This window comes from Aeromonas sobria, assembly GCF_050266975.1.
Classification (GTDB): Bacteria; Pseudomonadota; Gammaproteobacteria; order Enterobacterales; family Aeromonadaceae; genus Aeromonas; species Aeromonas sobria_B.
In genome coordinates, this window is sequence record NZ_JBKISU010000002.1 from 79,313 (window position 1) to 96,441 (window position 17,129).

Here is a 17,129-nt window from a genome sequence, read left to right on the forward strand (position 1 = left end):
TCAGGAGTACACACATGTTACAAAATGCATTCTCCAATCTGCAAAAAGTCGGTAAGGCGCTGATGCTGCCTGTATCGGTCTTGCCCGTTGCAGGTATTCTGCTTGGGGTGGGTGCCGCCCACTTCAGCTGGATGCCAGAAATTGTCTCCCAGTTGATGGAGCAGGCGGGTGGTTCCGTATTCGGTCAGATGGCTCTGCTGTTTGCGGTGGGCGTGGCCCTCGGCTTTACCAACAACGACGGCGTCTCCGGCCTGTCAGCCATCGTTGGCTACGGCATCATGACCGCCACCTTGAAGGTAATGGCACCCGTGATGGGCGTTGAGAACATCGAGACCGGTGTTCTGGGGGGTATCCTCGCCGGTGGTGTGGCCGCCTGGGCGTTCAATCGCTTCTACAAGATCCAGCTGCCCGAGTACCTGGGCTTCTTCGCCGGCAAGCGTGCCGTACCCATCATCACAGGTTTCGTCTCCATCGGCCTGGGTGTGATCCTCTCCGTGATTTGGCCGCCCGTTGGCGCCGCCATCGGTGCCTTCTCCGACTGGGCTGCCAACCAGAACCCTGTCCTGGCTTTCGGTATCTACGGCGTGGTTGAACGCTCCCTGATCCCGTTCGGTCTGCACCACATCTGGAACGTGCCCTTCTTCTATCAGGCCGGTACCTGCGTCAACGGCGCCGGTGAAACCGTACACGGCATCATGACCTGCTTCCTGACCGCCGATGACGCCACCCGCGCCGCCGGCAACGGCTTCGGTCAGCTGGCCGGTGGCTACCTGTTCAAGATGTTCGGTCTGCCTGCCGCCGCGTTTGCCATCGCTCACGCCGCCAAGCCGGAAAACCGCGCCAAGATCGTAGGCATCATGGCCTCTGCCGCCCTGACCTCCTTCCTGACCGGTATCACCGAGCCGATCGAGTTCTCCTTCCTGTTCATCGCTCCGGTACTGTACGCCATCCACGCGCTGCTGGCGGGTCTGGCCTACGTGCTGACCAACTCCCTGGGCGTGGTGCACGGTCACACCTTCTCCAACGGCTTCATCGACTTCGTGGTGCAATCGCCGCGTGCCGACAACATGCTGCTGCTGGTGGGTCTGGGTCTGGCTTATGCCGCGCTCTACTACGTGGTATTCAGCTTCGTCATCCGTACCATGAACCTGAAAACCCCGGGCCGTGAAGATGAAGCCGCCGAAGAGACCGTGGGTCAGAGCAAGGACGAGATGTCTGCCGCCCTGGTCAGTGCCTTCGGTGGTAAAGAGAACATCGCCTCTCTGGATGCCTGCATCACCCGTCTGCGGGTGGGCGTGAAAGACGTGGCCAAGGTTGACCAGTCTGGTCTGAAGAAGCTGGGCGCCGCCGGTGTGGTGGTAGCAGGCTCCGGCGTGCAAGCCATCTTCGGTACCAAGTCCGACAACCTGAAGACCGACATGGATATCTGGATGAAGAGCAACTAATCCGCTTGCTTGACAGACAGAAGACGAAAGAGGGAGGCGTTGGCCTCCCTCTTTCGTGCTGGGCATCTGCGACCCCGGGGGCAGATGCAACAACAAGGGTGCCCAGAGGCACCCTTGTTGTTGCAACGAGCCGGCATGGCGCCAGGCTCAGAGCTTTTCCAGATCCTTTTCTATCTCGCTTATCTTGTTGGCCACCACTTTTTCCAGATGGCGCAGGTCACGCAAAATCTTCTTCTTGAGATCCTGATCCGCCTGAACATGGACTCCCTGGGTCAGGTTGTCGAGCTCATCGACCACGTACTTGAGATTGGCGTTGATCTCGGTGACATCCTTGTACTGGTGGGTGCCCGAGTCCACCAGTATGGTCTTGCGCTGGCGCGGGTACTTGAATTTGACACTCTTGGCGAAGAACTCCCCTTTCTGCTTCTTGAAGTAGATCTTGAGGATGTCGTGGTTGGCTTCCTGGCGCAGGGTATAGCTGTCCACCGCGGTGGGATCCTGGATCCCTAAACTCTTCAGATTCTCGTACATTCGACTGTTCCTTGACTTGAAAGCGTCTTGCTCAGCCATGATAGCCGAGAAAGTGCGATCGGCCTGTGACTGGGGCACCAAAATCAGTGGTGCCGTTCAGACCCCTCTTGTGCCGGCGAGGCGTGCCGGATTCGCCGCAGGGGATGGATGCTTGCTGATGAGCCGCCCCGCTTTCAGGAGGCGCTGGAAACGAAAAAGGGCACCCGAGGGTGCCCTTTGTGCAAGCCGTGCGGCATGTTACTCGTCGATGGAGCGCAGCAGGGCGTTGATGCCGACCTTGGCACGGGTCTTGGCATCCACCTTCTTGACGATGACGGCGGCGTACAGGCTGTACTTGCCGCACTTGGAGGGCAGGGAGCCGGAGACCACCACGGAGCCAGCCGGGACGCGGCCATAGTGGATCTCGCCGGTTTCACGGTCATAGATGCGGGTGGACTGGCCGATGAAGACGCCCATGGAGATGACGGAGCCCTCTTCGACGATCACCCCTTCAACCACCTCTGAACGAGCACCGATGAAGCAGTTGTCTTCGATGATGGTCGGGTTGGCCTGCAGGGGTTCCAGCACGCCGCCGATGCCGACGCCGCCGGAGAGGTGGACGTTCTTGCCGATCTGGGCGCAGGAGCCGACGGTGGCCCAGGTGTCGACCATGGTGCCCTCATCGACGAAGGCGCCGATGTTGACGTAGGAGGGCATCAGCACGGTATTGGGGGCGATGAAGGAGCCCTTGCGCGCGGTCGCCGGCGGCACCACGCGCACGCCCGCTTGCTTGAACTGCTCGGCGCTGTAGTCGGAGAACTTGAGGGGGACCTTGTCGAAGTACTGGGCGTCGTCACCCTTGATGATGCCGTTGTCATTGATGCGAAAATAGAGCAGCACCGCTTTTTTCAGCCACTGGTGGACGACCCACTCACCGGCGATCTTCTCGGCCACCCGGGCCTTGCCGCTGTCCAGCAGCTCGATGGCTTGCAGTATGGCGGCCTTGGTGGCGCCGTCTACCGTGCCAGGGGTGATGGTATCACGGCGCTCGAAGGCCGACTCGATGATCTGTTGCAACTCGGTCATGGTGGGGTTCCTTTGAAAAAATTCTGTTTGTTGTATCACACTTTTCCCGCCGGGTTTAAGGGGGAGAGGGGATTTCTTCCCCATAACCGCGGCAGGCGTGGCCCAATAGGTTCACTTGGCTCAGGCTTCCTGCTCCTGAGGGTTGAGCTGATGCACCAGCTTCTCTTCCAGGGCCCGCTGCTCCTCCTGGGTCAGGGGCTCGCCGTCGCGATTGGTCAGGCTGAAGAAATCCTCGACCCGCTCGCCGATGGTGGTGATCTTGGCGGCATGCAGGGAGAGGCCGCACTGCTGGAACACGGCGCCGATGCGGGCCAGCAGGCCGGGGGTATCCAGGGCGGTCAGCTCCAGCAGGGTGTGGCGGTTCTCGCCCTTGTGGGGCAGGAACACCACCCGGGTCGGCACCAGGAACTGGCGATGGCGTCTGGACAGGGGCTTGTTGCGCAGCACCAGCCTGCCCGGCTCCTGCAGGGCCTTTTCCAGCGCCTTCTTGATGGTGGCGGTGCGGTTCGGGCTGATGGGCTCGCCATTGGGCTCGAGCACGATGAAGGTATCGAGCACATAGCCGCTGCGGGAGCTCATGATCTGGGCGTCGTGGATGTTGAGGTTCTTCTGATCCAGGGCCGAGGCCACGGTGGCGAACAGGTTAGGCGTGTCGCGGCAATAGATGAACACCTCGCTGCCGCCCCGGGTCGGGTGCTTGCCTATGGTGACCAGGGGCGTCTCGCCGGCCCCCTCCTGCTCCAGGATATGGCGGCTGTGCCAGGCGATCTGCTCCGGACTGTGACGCAGGAAGTAGTCCGCCTTGAAGTCGCTCCACAGGGCCGTGATGGAGGCATCGTCCAGGTGGCGCTGGCTGAGCAGCTGGCGCGCCTGACGCTGGTTTTCACGGATGCGCAGCCGAATGTCGGGAGGATTCTCCAGCCCCTGGCGCAGCGCCTTCTGGGTGGTGAAGTAGAGCTCCCGCAGCAGGGTGCCCTTCCAGTCGTTCCACAGGGTGTCGTTGGTGGCGCAGATATCGGCCACCGTCAGGCAGTAGAGCAGATCCAGATGCTGTTCATCGCGCACCTTCTGGGCGAAGTCGGTGACCACCTCGGGGTCGTGGATATCCCGGCGCTGGGCGGTGACCGACATCAGCAGATGGTGGCGCACCAGCCAGGCCACCAGTCGGCTCTCGTAGCGATCCAGGCCGTGCAGCTGGCAGAACTCCAGGGCATCGACGGCGCCGAGCTCGGAGTGATCCCCGCGCCGCCCCTTGGCGATGTCGTGAAACAGGGCGGCGATGCAGAGCAGCTCAGGTTTGCGCAGCCGATTGAAGATCTCGTGGCAGAGGGGGTGAGTCTGGCGGCTGGCCGGATTGGGAAACTGGTGGATGTTCTTGAGCAGCCGGTGGGTGTGCTCGTCCACCGTGTAGGCGTGGAACATGTCGAACTGCATCTGGCCGACGATGAGGTTCCACTGGGGCAGGTAGGCCGCGAGGATCCCGTACTTGTGCATAAGTGTGAGGGGCTGGCCGATGCCGCCGGGGTGGCGCAGCAGCGCCATGAACAGGCGCCGGCACTCGGGGATCTCCTGCAACCAGCAGTCGAGCTTGCGCCGCGCCTCCCGCAGCTGGCGCAGGGTGGCGGAGTGGATGCCGGCTATCTCGGGATGCTGGGCTATCTGGTAGAAGAGTCGCAGTATGGCGGCCGGATCGCGGCCAAACAGCTCGGCATCCACCGCATCGATGAGGCGGCCGCGCAGTTGGAATTCGTCGCTGATGCGGCGCACGTCCATGGCGGTGTTGCCGAGGATCGCCTCGTCAAACAGCTGCAGCAGCATCTCGTTGAGCTCGGAGACCCGGCGCACCGTCTGGTAGAAGCGCTTCATCATCTGCTCCACCGGCCGGTTGCCTTCCCCCTCGAAGCCGAGCATCTCGGCCACGGTGCGCTGCCTGTCGAACAGCAGCCGGTTGTCGCCCCGGTTGATGGCCATGTGCAGGGCGAAGCGAACCTTCCACAGGAAGTTCTGGCAGTCGAGCAGCTCCCGGTACTCGGCCCGGTTGAGAAAGCCGTGGCTGGTCATCTCGAACAGGGTGGTGGCGCCGAAGTGGCGGCGGGCGACCCAGGCCAGGGTCTGGATATCCCGCAGCCCCCCGGGGTTGCTCTTGAGGTCCGGCTCGAGCTTGTAGGCGGTGCCGAGGAACTGCTGGTGACGCTGGGTCTGTTCGGCGCGTTTGGCGCGAAAGAAATCCTCGCTCGACCAGAACACCTCGGGGCGGGTCGCCCGCTGCAGCGCCTCGAAGCCGGCCAGATGGCCGGTGATGTAGCGCGCCTCGATGAGGTTGGTGGCGACCGTGATGTCGGCCAGCCCCTGTTCGATGCACTCGGCCAGGTTGCGCACCGACTGGCCCACCTCCAGCTTGAGATCCCAGAGCAGGGTGATGAACTCGCCGATGCGCTGGCCCAGGGCTTCATCCAGCTCATCCCCCTGGTAGAGGATCAGCAGGTCGATGTCGGAGTGGGGGTGCAGCTCGCCCCGGCCATAACCGCCGACCGCAATCAGGGTGAGGTGGGTCTCCTGATCGAAGCCGAACTTGTGCCACAGCCGGGTCAGCAGCTGATCCATGTAGAGGGAGCGGGTGGCGACCAGCTCTATGATGTTGTCACCGGCATCGAAGCGCTCGTGCAACCAGCCGAGAAAGCGGCTCAGATACTCTTTGCAGTTGTCCCGGCCGAGGTCGTCATCGGGGAGCAGGTGGGGGGAAAGCAGGCTGGCGTCCATGGCATCTCGTCATCTTGAAAACACAAACCCCGGCGCGGGGCCGGGGTTTGATGTTAACCGTGTTTGATATGGCGGTCGATAGTGTCGTCGGGGCGCAGGGTGAGCACCTCGCAGCCATCCTCGGTCACCAGCAGGGTGTGTTCCCACTGGGCGGAGTCGCCGCCATCCTTGGTGGTGACAGTCCAGCCATCTTTCGGGTTGGTGCGGCAGTGGTACTTCTTGCTGTTGACCATGGGCTCTATGGTGAAGCACATGCCCGGCTTGAGCTCCAGCTTGCCGCTGTTGCGATAGTGCAGGATCTGGGGCTCTTCGTGGAATTCGGCACCGATGCCGTGGCCGCAGTAGTCACGCACCACGGAGAAGCCCGCCTGCTCGACGATGGGCTGGATCACGGCGCCAATCTCGGTGATGCACATGCCGGGGCGTACCCGCTTGATGGCGGCGTACAGGCTCTCCTGGGCTATCTTGCACAGCTGACGGCGCAGGGGCGTGGTCTGGCCGACGATGAACATGGCGGAGGTGTCGCCATGGTAGCCATCCTTGATGACGGTGATGTCCAGGTTGATGATGTCCCCTTCCCGCAGTTTCTTGTGGTTGGGGATGCCGTGACAGATGACGTCGTTGACCGAGGTGCAGATGGACTTGGGGAAACCGTGGTAGTTCAGGGGCGCGGGAATGGCCTGCTGGACATCGACGATGAAGTCATGGCACAGAGTGTTGAGCTCGTCAGTGGTGACGCCCGCCTTGACGTGGGGGGCTATCATCACCAGCACATCGGCGGCCAGCTGGCCGGCAACGCGCATCTTTTCAATCTCTTCCGGCGTCTTGATTTTAATGGACATGGGATCTCTCTTGCGGCCTGGTTCCTCGCCGGCATGGCCGACAACAAGCAGGTAATGAAAAATAGATGCGTTTGCAATCAGGGCAAAATTTTATCCGCAACCCCCGCCGACTTCCAGTGTGATTGTCATCACAGGGTCAAATCTCTGACACAGAGTGAAGCTGGGGCCCCGGTTTTTAGCACGGCTGCCGGTGGCGCCTCAGGCAAACTTATGGTATAAAGCGCGCCGGAACCGGAACTACTGGTCCCGGTTTCATCACCCTTAATCAATAACACACACACATCGACACCTGTACCGGGGTGCCCCTCTGGGGTCGGTTACATGGGATGTGTGGAGGCCTAACCCCAATACAGAGGTATAAAATGGCTAAAGTTTCTATGCGCGACATGCTGCAAGCCGGCGTTCACTTCGGTCACCAGACTCGTTACTGGAACCCGAAAATGAAATCCTACATCTTCGGTGCCCGCAGCAAGGTTCACATCATCAACCTGGAAAAAACCGTTCCGATGTTTGATGAAGCCATGAACTTCGTGAGCTCCGTTGCTGCCAAGAAAGGCAAGGTACTGTTCGTTGGTACCAAGCGTGCCGCGTCTGAAGCCGTCAAAGAAGCTGCTGCTCGTTGCGATCAGTTCTATGTGAACCATCGCTGGCTGGGCGGCATGCTGACCAACTGGAAAACCGTTCGTCAGTCCATCAAGCGTCTGAAAGATCTGGAAACCCAGAGCCAAGACGGTACCTTCGAAAAGCTGACCAAGAAAGAGGCGCTGATGCGTACTCGCGAAATGGACAAGCTGGAGAAGAGCCTGGGTGGTATCAAGAACATGGGCGGCCTGCCTGACGTTCTGTTCGTGATCGATGCCGACCACGAGCACATCGCTATCAAAGAAGCCAACAACCTGGGTATCCCGGTTGTCTCCATCGTTGATACCAACTCCAATCCGGACGGCGTTGATTACGTCATCCCGGGTAACGACGATGCGATCCGTGCCGTTCAACTGTACCTGAACGCTGCTGCTGATACCGTACTGGAAGCGCGCGCTCAAGACATCGTTGTTCAAGCCGAACAAGATGGCTTCGTTGAAGCTGAGTAATTGATAAGGTCTGTTAAAGCCCTTATTAACCAAGCTGATGTAATTGGTTAGCAGGGGCCCTTGTGGCCCCTGTTTCTTGATAACTCGAGACCGAGGATACTGGACATGGCAAATATTTCCGCCGCCCTGGTGAAAGAACTGCGCGAGCGCACCGCCGCTGGCATGATGGATTGCAAAAAAGCGCTGGAAGAAGCCAACGGTGATATCGAACTGGCTATCGAAAACATGCGCAAATCTGGTCAGGCCAAGGCCGCCAAGAAAGCGGGCCGTATCGCCGCCGAAGGCGTGATCTTTGCCCGTACCGAAGGCAAGGTTGCCGTGATGATCGAGCTGAACTGCGAGACCGACTTCGTCTCCAAGGATGCCGGCTTCCTGGCCATGGGTCAGAAGATCGTCGAGATCGCTGCCACCCAGAAGATTGCTGACGTTGACGCCCTGAAAGCGGCCGACTTCGGCAACGGCGAGACCGTCGAGCTGACCATCACCAACCTGATCGCCAAGATCGGTGAGAACATGAACCTGCGTCGCGTGATGCTGGTTGAAGGTGACAACCTGGGTACCTACGTGCACGGTTCCCGCATCGGTGTTATCACCAAGCTGACCGGTGGTTCCGACGAGCTGGCCAAAGATCTGGCCATGCACGTTGCTGCCAACAGCCCGCAGTTCGTCAAGCCCGAAGATGTGTCTGCCGAAGTCGTTGCCAAAGAGCGCGAAATCCAGATCGACATCGCCATCAACTCCGGCAAGCCCAAAGAGATCGCCGAGAAGATGGTTGAAGGCCGCATGAAGAAGTTCACCGGTGAGGTCTCCCTGACTGGTCAACCCTTCGTCAAGGATCCGTCCATGAGCGTTGCCGAGCTGCTGAAGAAAGAAGGTGCTGACGTTGTCTCCTTCACTCGCTTCGAAGTAGGCGAAGGCATCGAGAAGCAGGAAACTGACTTCGCTGCCGAAGTGGCTGCCCAGATCGCGGCTGCTCAGAAGGCATAACCGAACCGGTTTTCGCTAACTCCAGACCGCGACTTATGTCGCGGTCTTTATATGACCAGGAATCAGTGACATGAGTACCAATCCCAAACCTGCATACAGACGCGTTCTTCTTAAGTTGAGTGGTGAGGCCCTGCAAGGCGCAGAAGGCTTCGGCATCGATCCGGCGGTGCTGGATCGCATGGCCCAAGAGATCAAGGAACTGGTTGAGCTGGGTGTTCAGGTCGGTCTGGTCATCGGCGGCGGCAACCTGTTCCGGGGTGCCGGTCTTGCCAAGGCGGGCATGAACCGCGTGGTGGGTGACCACATGGGTATGCTGGCCACCGTGATGAACGGCCTGGCCATGCGTGATGCCCTGCATCGTGCTTATGTGAATGCCCGTCTGATGTCTGCCATCTCCCTGCAGGGCATCTGTGACTCCTATGTCTGGGCCGAGGCGATCAGCCAGTTGCGCGCCGGCAAGGTCGTCATCTTCTCCGCCGGTACCGGCAACCCCTTCTTCACCACCGATTCTGCGGCCTGCCTGCGCGGGATCGAGATCGAGGCTGACGTCGTGCTCAAGGCCACCAAGGTCGATGGTGTGTTCACCGATGATCCGGTTAAGAATCCGGACGCCGTGCTGTATCATGAGCTGAGCTATGACGAAGTGCTTGATAAAGAACTCAAAGTCATGGATCTTGCCGCCTTTACCCTGGCGCGTGACCACGACCTGCCGATCCGGGTGTTCAACATGAACAAGCCGGGTGCCCTGCGTCGGGTTATCATGGGTGAGCCGGAAGGCACCCTGATCCACCACATTGGTAAATGAGCCGAAAGGACTCTTATCCATTACGTCAGTAAATAAGTCAGAAACGGACCCGTTGCGGGTTCGTTCGCCAAAAGGAAAACCACTGTGATCAACGAGATTAAAAACGACGCCAAGGACCGCATGTCCAAGAGCGTAGAATCGCTCAAATCCCAGATGTCCAAGATCCGTACTGGCCGTGCTCACCCGAGCCTGCTCGACGGCATCCAGGTTGAGTACTATGGCGCAGCGACTCCGCTCAAGCAGTTGGCCAACGTGGTGGCTGAAGATGCCCGCACCCTGTCCATCTCCATCTTCGATCGCTCCATGATCCAGGCGGTGGAAAAAGCCATCCTGACCTCGGATCTGGGCCTGAACCCGTCCAGCAACGGCCAGACCCTGCGGGTACCCCTGCCGCCGCTGACCGAAGAGCGCCGCAAGGATCTGACCAAGATCGTCCGTGCCGAGGCCGAAGGTGCCCGTGTCGCCGTGCGCAACATCCGCCGCGATGCCAACGCAGACCTGAAGGCGCTGCTCAAGGACAAGGAGATCTCCGAAGACGACGACCGTCGTGCCCAGGAAGAGATCCAGAAACTCACCGATTCTTTCGTCAAGCTGGTGGATGAAGCCCTGGCCGCGAAGGAAAAGGAGCTAATGGAAATCTAAGGCTCTGACAGGTATATTACGAGCGCCGTGTAGTGCCCCTGCACGGCGCTTTTGTCTTTGTGGGAGAAATGAATGTCGCGTTTGGCAGCGTTAGGCGATAGCGCCAACCAGTGTCTGCCCCGCCATGTGGCCATCATCATGGATGGCAACGGGCGCTGGGCCGAGAACCGTGGCAAGATGCGGGTCTATGGGCACAAGGCCGGCGTCAAGGCCGTGCGGGCGGCCGTCACCTTTGCCGCCCAGGCCAAGATGGAAGCCCTGACCCTGTTTGCGTTCTCCAGCGAGAACTGGCGCCGCCCGGAAGGGGAGGTCAGTGCCCTGATGGAACTCTTCCTCACCGTACTGGGCAGCGAGGTCAAGAAGCTGCACAGCCATGGCATCCGCTTGCGGGTCATCGGCGATACCTCGCGTTTCAGCGAGCGGCTGAGGGGCAAGATCGCCAAGGCGGAGGCGCTGACCGATGGCAACACCGGGCTGACCCTCAACATCGCCGCCAACTATGGCGGTCAGTGGGACATCGCCCAGGCGGCGCGCCAACTGGCTCGGGCCGTGGCGGCCGGTGAACTTCAGGCCGACGAGATAGATGAGACACGACTGGGGCAAGCCATCTGCATGGCGGACCTGCCTGCGGTCGATCTGCTGATCCGCACCGGTGGTGATCACCGCATCAGCAACTTTTTGTTATGGCAGCTCGCCTATGCCGAGCTCCATTTTACCCCTGTGTTATGGCCCGACTTTGACGAGGCCGAGTTCAGTGAGGCAGTTGCCTCTTTCGTGGCCCGCGAGCGTCGCTTCGGGTGTACGGGTGAACAGATCCGGGAATTGATCGCCGCGCAACAGACCGGCTAAACCCCGCTCCCAAGAGAGAGGTTTCTTTTGCTAAAACAACGAATTATTACCGCATTGTGTCTGATCCCCCTGGTGCTGGGGGCGCTGTTTTTCTTGCCTTTGAAATTTTTTGCCCTGTTGGCAGCCCTGGTCTTTCTGCTGGCCAGTCGTGAATGGAGTGGTTTCGTGAGTACCGAGCGGCGGGAGTGGATCCCGCTGCTGTTCTGCCTGTTGCTGGGGGCCAGCCTGGTGTGGCTGCCGGTGGAGCAGCTATGGACGCCGGACTTGCATCCCCTGCTGATGGGGGTGCTCTGGACCGCCGCCAGCTGGTGGCTGCTCGGCCTGCTGCTGGTGCTGCGCTATCCCCAAAGCGCCCGGCTGTGGAAGGAGTCCATCTGGCTCAAGTCCCTGTTTGGTCTGGTTACCCTGATCCCCTTCTTCTGGTCCATGGTCGCCATTCGCGGCTACAACTTCTATCACGACTCCGCCATGGGCGCCTGGATCCTGCTGTTCGTCATGGGACTGGTCTGGGCGGCAGATTCTGGCGCGTATTTTTTCGGCAAGGCGTTCGGCAAGCACAAGCTGGCGCCGGCCGTGAGCCCGGGTAAAACCATCGAAGGGCTGTGCGGCGGCCTGTTGACCGCAGGACTGCTGGCGGTCGGGGTCACCTGGTTCATGGGCTTCGTCCCCGCCAAGATGGCAACCGTGCTGCTCTGCTCCCTGCTGGCGGTGCTGGCCTCGGTGCTCGGCGATCTGACCGAAAGCATGTTCAAACGCGAGGCGGGCATCAAGGATTCCGGCACCCTGCTGCCCGGCCACGGCGGCATCCTGGATCGCATCGACAGCCTGACTGCGGCGCTGCCCGTGTTCCTGCTCAGCTATCTGCTGCTGAGCCAGGGGGTCTGATGCGCCAGCTCGTGATCCTGGGGGCCTCCGGCTCCATCGGCCAGAGCACCCTCAAGGTGCTGCGCCGCAATCCCGGCCGCTGGCAGGTGCTGGCCCTGACCGCCTGGCGCAGCCTGGATGCCATGGTGCGGGACTGCCTCGAATTTTCCCCCCGCTTCGCCGTCATGGTGGACGAGACGGCCGCCCGTGAACTGGCGAGCCGACTCAGGGCCCACGGCAGCCAGACCCGGGTGCTGTCTGGCGCCAAGGCACTGTGCGAGGTGGCGGCGCACCCCGATGCCCACAGCGTGATGGCGGCCATCGTCGGTGCGGCCGGGCTGGCCCCCACCATGGCCGCCGTGCGCGCCGGCAAGCGCATTCTGCTGGCCAACAAGGAGGCCCTGGTGATGTCCGGCGCCTTCTTCATGGAGGCGGTGCGCGACCATGGCGCCGAGCTGCTGCCCATCGACAGCGAACACAATGCCATCTTCCAGTGCCTGCCCGAGGCCATCCAGCGCCAGCCCGGCTTCTGCGATCTGGCCGCTGCCGGCATCAGCAAGATACTGCTCACCGGCTCCGGCGGTCCGTTTCGCTACAGCGAGCTAGGCGAGCTGGCCTCTGTCACCCCGGCCCAGGCGGTGGCGCACCCCAACTGGTCCATGGGGGCCAAGATCTCGGTGGACTCCGCCACCATGTTCAACAAGGGGCTGGAGTACATAGAGGCGCGCTGGTTGTTCAATGCCGCCCCCGAGCAGATCCAGGTGGTCATCCATCCCCAGTCCGTCATCCACTCCATGGTGCAGTACAAGGATGGCTCCGTGCTGGCCCAGCTCGGCAACCCGGACATGTGTACCCCCATCGCCCACGCCCTGGCCTATCCGGACCGTATCTCCTCCGGGGTGGAACCTTTGGATTTCTTCAGTGTCGGAGAGTTCAGCTTTATCCGACCCGACCTGGATCGTTACCCCTGCCTGGCCCTGGCCATGAGCGCCTGCCGACAAGGTCAGGCGGCCACCACGGCCCTCAATGCCGCCAACGAGGCGGCGGTAGCGGCTTTCCTTGCCGAGCGCATCGGTTTCATGGATATTGCCAGAGTCAACGAGGCGGCCCTGCAGGCCTTCGGTCAGCAGGGGGCCGGTTCGCTGGATGATTTGATTGCCCTGGACGGGGCGGCCCGGGCCCGGGCTCACGACTTGATTGAGGAACTTAGCCGATGAATGACGCGCTCAGGCAGATTGCCACTCCCCCCTTCGGGTGCAGGGCCGCACACCGAATCGAGGTGATGGGCTGATGGGCACGCTGCTGTGGAACATAGGCGCCTTCGTCGTCGCCCTCGGATTGCTGGTGGCGGTCCATGAGTTTGGCCACTTCTGGGTGGCCCGTCGTTGCGGTGTCAAGGTGGAGCGTTTCTCCATCGGCTTTGGCAAGGCAATCTGGCGCAAGATGGGCAAGGATGGCACCGAGTATGTGCTGGCCCTGATCCCGCTCGGCGGCTACGTCAAGATGCTGGACGGCCGGGTCGACGAGCTCAAGCCGGGGGAGGAGGCCCAGGCCTTCAACCACAAGAGTGTCTGGGCGCGGATGGCCATCGTCGCCGCCGGCCCCATGGCGAACTTCGTGTTCGCCCTGTTCGCCTTCTGGCTGATGTTCATGATAGGGGTGCCGAGCGTCAAGCCCATCGTCGACGAGGTGCGCACCGGCTCCATCGCCGCCGAGGCGGGGCTGCTGCCCGGCATGCAGATTGTCGAGGTGGCCGGTGAGCCGACCGGCGACTGGGAGAGCATCACCTATGCCCTCATCAGCCACCTGGGGGAGGACGCCGTCACCCTCAAGCTGACCGCGCCCCAGAGCAGCTACGCCACCGACAAGACGCTGATGCTGCACGACTGGCAGTTCGATCCGGACAAGGAGTCCCCCATCTCCAGCCTGGGGATAGTGCCCCTGGGTGCCAAGGTGCTGCCGGTGGTGGCCGAGGTGGTGGAGGGGAGCGCCGCCGCGGCGGCCGGGATGCGCAAGGGCGACAAGATCCTGACCCTGGAGGGGGAGCCGCTGACCGACTGGGCTCGCTTCGTGGGCCAGGTGCAGTCCTCTCCCGAGCAACCCCTGCGACTGACCATAGCGCGGGATGGCGGCGAACTGCCCATCGAGCTGACCCCCCAGTCCAGGCAGGTGAAGGGCAAGGCGGTGGGATTCGTAGGGGTATCGCCTCAGGTGGTTCCATTACCGGATGAATATCGAATTCTGTTACAGTATGGGCCGTTCGATGCCCTCTGGCAGGGTATGCACAAGACCTGGAGCCTGATCACGCTCACCTTCGACATGATAGGCAAGCTGATCGGTGGCATAGTGTCGCTGGACAACCTGAGCGGCCCCATCTCCATCGCCAAGGGCGCGGGCAACAGCGCCGATTATGGTCTGGTCTATTTTCTCGGCTTCCTGGCGCTGATCAGCGTCAATCTGGGGATCATCAATCTGTTCCCCCTGCCGGTGCTCGATGGTGGCCACCTGGTCTATTTCCTCATCGAGGCGGTGACCGGCAAGCCGGTCTCGGAGCGGATTCAGGAAGTGGGGTTCAGGATAGGCGCCGCCATTCTGATGTTGCTGATGGGTATTGCGCTGTTTAATGATTTCGCTCGCCTCTGAGGCCAGAGCATCAACAAGGACACATAAGAACAAAATGGCTGTTAAAAAAGCATTGGTGTTGAGTTGCCTGCTGGGTGCCAGCTTCCTGGCCCAGGCGGCCCCTGCCTCTTTTGTGGTGCAAGACATTCAGGTCGACGGGCTGCAGCGGGTGACCCTGGGCGCCGCCCTGTTGAACCTGCCGATCCGGGTCGGTGACACCGTGGATCCCGTGACCCTGGCCGCCGCCATCAAGCGGCTCTATGCCTCGGGCAACTTCGAGGACGTCAAGGTCTATCGGGACGGCAACGTGCTGCAAGTGGCGGTCAAGGAGCGGCCGACCATCTCCAGCATCGAGTTCTCCGGCAACAAGGACATCAAGGAAGAGCAGCTGACCCAGAGCCTGGAGTCCTCCGGCATCCGGGTAGGTGACCCCCTGGATCGCACCGTGCTGAGTTCCCTCGAGAAGGGACTGGAAGATTTCTACTACGGCGTGGGCAAATACTCCGCCAAGGTCAAGGCCATCGTCACCCCGCTGCCCCGCAACCGGGTCGACCTCAAGTTCACCTTCGTCGAGGGTGAGGCCGCCAAGATCCAGCAGATCAACATCGTCGGCAACCAGGTGTTCCCGGAAGAGAAGTTGCTTGCCCAGCTCTCCTTGAAAGATGACGTGCCCTGGTGGAACTTCACCGGCGATCAGCGTTACCAGAAACAGAAACTGGCCGGCGACATCGAGGTGCTGCGCTCCTACTACCTGGACCGCGGCTACATCCGCTTCGCCCAGGAGTCCACCCAGGTCTCCATGACCCCGGACAAGAAGGGGGTCTATGTCACCCTCAACCTCAAGGAAGGGGATCAGTACAAGGTCTCCGGCGTCCAGCTCAAGGGCGACATGATAGACCGCGGCGCCGAGATGAAGGAGCTGATCCCCATCGAGGCCGGCAGCGTCTACTCCGCCAGCCAGGTGACCCACACCGAAGAGGTGCTCTCCAAGTTCCTCGGTCGTTACGGTTACGCCTATCCCAAGGTCACCACCTTCCCGCAGATCAATGACGAGAGCAAAGAGGTGGAGCTGATCGTCAACATAGAGCCGGGCCCCCGTGTCTATGTGCGCAACATCAACTTCAGCGGCAACGTCACCACCCAGGATGAGGTGCTGCGGCGCGAGATGCGTCAGATGGAGGGTACCTGGCTCTCCTCCGACAACGTCGAGCAGTCCAAGACCCGCCTCAACCGCCTCGGCTTCTTCGAAACCGCGGAGGTGGATACCAAGCGGGTACCGGGCCGGGACGATCAGGTCGATCTCGACTTCAAGGTCAAGGAGCAGCCGGCAGGTTCCATCAACGCCGGTGTCGGCTATGGTACCGAGTCGGGCCTGAGCCTGCAGGCGGGCCTGCAGCAGGACAACTTCATGGGGACCGGCAAGAAGATCGGCATCTCCGCCAGTACCAACAAGTACTCCAAGAGCGTCGATCTCAGCTACAACGATCCCTATTTCACAGTGGACGGGGTCAGCCTGGGTGGTCGCCTCTACTACAACAAATTCAGTGCGGGCGATGCCAACATCGTCGACTACGAGAACACCACCATAGGTTTCCGCCTCTCCAGCGGCTTCCCGGTCAACGAGAACAACCGCCTCGACTTCAGCCTGGGGATCGAGAACAACAAGCTCTCCCAGCCCAACCCCTATCAGCAGGTAGAGGAGTTCTGGAAGGTCTACAACGGCAACATAGACGGCGACAACCGACTGACCTTCAACACGGTCGACGTCACCGCCGGCTGGACCCGATCCACCCTCAACAAGGGCACCTTCCCGACCGATGGCGATCGCCAGCGCGTCAACGCCAAGGTGACGGTGCCCGGCATGGATCTGCAGTACTTCAAACTCAATGCCGAAGATGCCCACTACTTCCCGTTCGATGCGGATCATCAGTGGGTGCTGATGGCCAGGGCCCGCGCCTCCTACGGCAACGGTTACGGCAACAACGGTGACTACGAGCACGTGCTGCCCTTCTTCGAGAACTACTTCGCCGGTGGTTTCGATACCCTGCGTGGCTTCAAGAGCAACACGGTCGGTCCCAAGGCGCTCTACTACTACAACGTCGCGGGCAATGACGTGACCCAGGGCACCAGCAGCTCGGTGGGGGGCAACGCCCTGGCGGTGGCCTCTCTGGAGATGATAGTGCCGACGCCGTTTGCGTCCGAGACCTATCAGCCCCAGCTGCGGACCAGCGTCTTCCTCGATGCCGGTTCGGTGTGGGACACCACCTTCGACTATGACCAGTACAAGGATCGCTGCACCACGGGCTGCAAGTACCTGCTGGACTACTCGGATCCCACCAACTTCCGCGCCTCCTATGGCCTGTCGTTGCAGTGGCTCTCCCCCATGGGCCCCCTGGTGTTCGCCATCGCGCGACCGCTCAAGGAGTACGAGGGTGACAGGACCGAGTTCTTCTCGTTCAACATAGGTCGCACCTTCTAACAGAGAGGGGCCAGTCTGGCTCCTTTCTCGATGAAACGCCCTCTTCCTGAGGGCAGGTAATGCCGGGGCCATTCGGCCCCGACCAGTAACGAGTCGGCACAGGGTGCCGCTTGTCATTCAAGGTAATCCGTTACCCTCACCTTGAGG

At 61.1% G+C, this 17,129-nt stretch carries 14 protein-coding genes; 10 read left to right on the plus strand and 4 right to left on the minus strand.

Translation table 11 applies throughout. The features are described from left to right. The first annotated feature begins 14 nt into the window (after window positions 1–14). Window positions 15–1,445, plus strand: a complete 1,431-nt coding sequence (ptsG, locus tag ACLHZ1_RS01600) for a PTS glucose transporter subunit IIBC (protein ID WP_427260690.1) — start codon at window positions 15–17, stop codon at window positions 1,443–1,445. A 147-nt stretch (window positions 1,446–1,592) separates the two neighbouring features. Here ptsG and ACLHZ1_RS01605 read toward each other — a convergent pair whose 3' ends face one another. From ACLHZ1_RS01605 to map, 4 genes are all read right to left on the minus strand, one after another. Further along, the gene (locus ACLHZ1_RS01605; protein ID WP_427260691.1) at window positions 1,593–1,976 is read right to left on the minus strand and encodes a DUF3461 family protein; all 384 of its coding nucleotides are present in this window, start codon (window positions 1,974–1,976) and stop codon (window positions 1,593–1,595) included. Between the two features lie 237 nt (window positions 1,977–2,213). Next, window positions 2,214–3,041 carry a 2,3,4,5-tetrahydropyridine-2,6-dicarboxylate N-succinyltransferase gene (dapD, locus tag ACLHZ1_RS01610; RefSeq protein WP_427260692.1) on the minus strand — a complete coding sequence of 276 codons (828 nt, stop codon included), beginning with the start codon at window positions 3,039–3,041 and terminating at the stop codon, window positions 2,214–2,216. A 120-nt stretch (window positions 3,042–3,161) separates the two neighbouring features. Then, the gene (gene glnD / locus ACLHZ1_RS01615) at window positions 3,162–5,801 is read right to left on the minus strand and encodes a bifunctional uridylyltransferase/uridylyl-removing protein GlnD (protein ID WP_408792524.1); all 2,640 of its coding nucleotides are present in this window, start codon (window positions 5,799–5,801) and stop codon (window positions 3,162–3,164) included. Between the two features lie 53 nt (window positions 5,802–5,854). Continuing rightward, on the minus strand, window positions 5,855–6,643 hold the full coding sequence (map, locus tag ACLHZ1_RS01620) for a type I methionyl aminopeptidase (protein ID WP_408792522.1): 789 nt from the start codon (window positions 6,641–6,643) through the stop codon (window positions 5,855–5,857). Window positions 6,644–7,005: 362 nt separating this feature from the next. Between map and rpsB the strand changes: the two genes are divergently transcribed. From rpsB to bamA, 9 genes are all read left to right on the plus strand, one after another. Beyond that, window positions 7,006–7,734 carry a 30S ribosomal protein S2 gene (rpsB, locus tag ACLHZ1_RS01625; protein ID WP_408792521.1) on the plus strand — a complete coding sequence of 243 codons (729 nt, stop codon included), beginning with the start codon at window positions 7,006–7,008 and terminating at the stop codon, window positions 7,732–7,734. 105 nt (window positions 7,735–7,839) lie between these two features. Then, window positions 7,840–8,721, plus strand: a complete 882-nt coding sequence (tsf, locus tag ACLHZ1_RS01630; RefSeq protein ID WP_427260693.1) for a translation elongation factor Ts — start codon at window positions 7,840–7,842, stop codon at window positions 8,719–8,721. 70 nt (window positions 8,722–8,791) lie between these two features. Continuing rightward, window positions 8,792–9,526 carry a UMP kinase gene (gene pyrH / locus ACLHZ1_RS01635; protein ID WP_427260694.1) on the plus strand — a complete coding sequence of 245 codons (735 nt, stop codon included), beginning with the start codon at window positions 8,792–8,794 and terminating at the stop codon, window positions 9,524–9,526. Between the two features lie 84 nt (window positions 9,527–9,610). Continuing rightward, the gene (gene frr / locus ACLHZ1_RS01640; protein ID WP_041993374.1) at window positions 9,611–10,168 is read left to right on the plus strand and encodes a ribosome recycling factor; all 558 of its coding nucleotides are present in this window, start codon (window positions 9,611–9,613) and stop codon (window positions 10,166–10,168) included. Between the two features lie 72 nt (window positions 10,169–10,240). Next, complete coding sequence (uppS, locus tag ACLHZ1_RS01645; protein WP_041993377.1) at window positions 10,241–11,017, plus strand: polyprenyl diphosphate synthase; 777 nt, start codon at window positions 10,241–10,243, stop codon at window positions 11,015–11,017. Window positions 11,018–11,044: 27 nt separating this feature from the next. Beyond that, the gene (locus tag ACLHZ1_RS01650; protein ID WP_427260695.1) at window positions 11,045–11,902 is read left to right on the plus strand and encodes a phosphatidate cytidylyltransferase; all 858 of its coding nucleotides are present in this window, start codon (window positions 11,045–11,047) and stop codon (window positions 11,900–11,902) included. Beyond that, window positions 11,902–13,098 (plus strand): 1-deoxy-D-xylulose-5-phosphate reductoisomerase, encoded by a 1,197-nt coding sequence (ispC, locus tag ACLHZ1_RS01655; protein WP_427260696.1) that lies wholly within the window; start codon window positions 11,902–11,904, stop codon window positions 13,096–13,098. The genes ACLHZ1_RS01650 and ispC overlap by 1 nt, the downstream gene beginning before the upstream one ends. A 73-nt stretch (window positions 13,099–13,171) precedes the next feature. Beyond that, complete coding sequence (rseP, locus tag ACLHZ1_RS01660; protein WP_427260697.1) at window positions 13,172–14,524, plus strand: sigma E protease regulator RseP; 1,353 nt, start codon at window positions 13,172–13,174, stop codon at window positions 14,522–14,524. Between the two features lie 34 nt (window positions 14,525–14,558). Then, window positions 14,559–16,982: an outer membrane protein assembly factor BamA gene (gene bamA / locus ACLHZ1_RS01665; protein ID WP_427260698.1), complete on the plus strand. Its 2,424-nt coding sequence runs from the start codon at window positions 14,559–14,561 to the stop codon at window positions 16,980–16,982. The last annotated feature ends 147 nt before the right edge of the window (window positions 16,983–17,129 follow it).

Coding starts and splice junctions, on each gene's coding strand:
- ptsG (WP_427260690.1), top strand. CDS start 15: ATGTTACAAAATGCATTCTCCAATCTGCAAAAAGTCGGTAAGGCGCTG.
- ACLHZ1_RS01605 (WP_427260691.1), bottom strand. CDS start 1,976: ATGTACGAGAATCTGAAGAGTTTAGGGATCCAGGATCCCACCGCGGTG.
- dapD (WP_427260692.1), bottom strand. CDS start 3,041: ATGACCGAGTTGCAACAGATCATCGAGTCGGCCTTCGAGCGCCGTGAT.
- glnD (WP_408792524.1), bottom strand. CDS start 5,801: ATGGACGCCAGCCTGCTTTCCCCCCACCTGCTCCCCGATGACGACCTC.
- map (WP_408792522.1), bottom strand. CDS start 6,643: ATGTCCATTAAAATCAAGACGCCGGAAGAGATTGAAAAGATGCGCGTT.
- rpsB (WP_408792521.1), top strand. CDS start 7,006: ATGGCTAAAGTTTCTATGCGCGACATGCTGCAAGCCGGCGTTCACTTC.
- tsf (WP_427260693.1), top strand. CDS start 7,840: ATGGCAAATATTTCCGCCGCCCTGGTGAAAGAACTGCGCGAGCGCACC.
- pyrH (WP_427260694.1), top strand. CDS start 8,792: ATGAGTACCAATCCCAAACCTGCATACAGACGCGTTCTTCTTAAGTTG.
- uppS (WP_041993377.1), top strand. CDS start 10,241: ATGTCGCGTTTGGCAGCGTTAGGCGATAGCGCCAACCAGTGTCTGCCC.
- ispC (WP_427260696.1), top strand. CDS start 11,902: ATGCGCCAGCTCGTGATCCTGGGGGCCTCCGGCTCCATCGGCCAGAGC.
- rseP (WP_427260697.1), top strand. CDS start 13,172: ATGGGCACGCTGCTGTGGAACATAGGCGCCTTCGTCGTCGCCCTCGGA.
- bamA (WP_427260698.1), top strand. CDS start 14,559: ATGGCTGTTAAAAAAGCATTGGTGTTGAGTTGCCTGCTGGGTGCCAGC.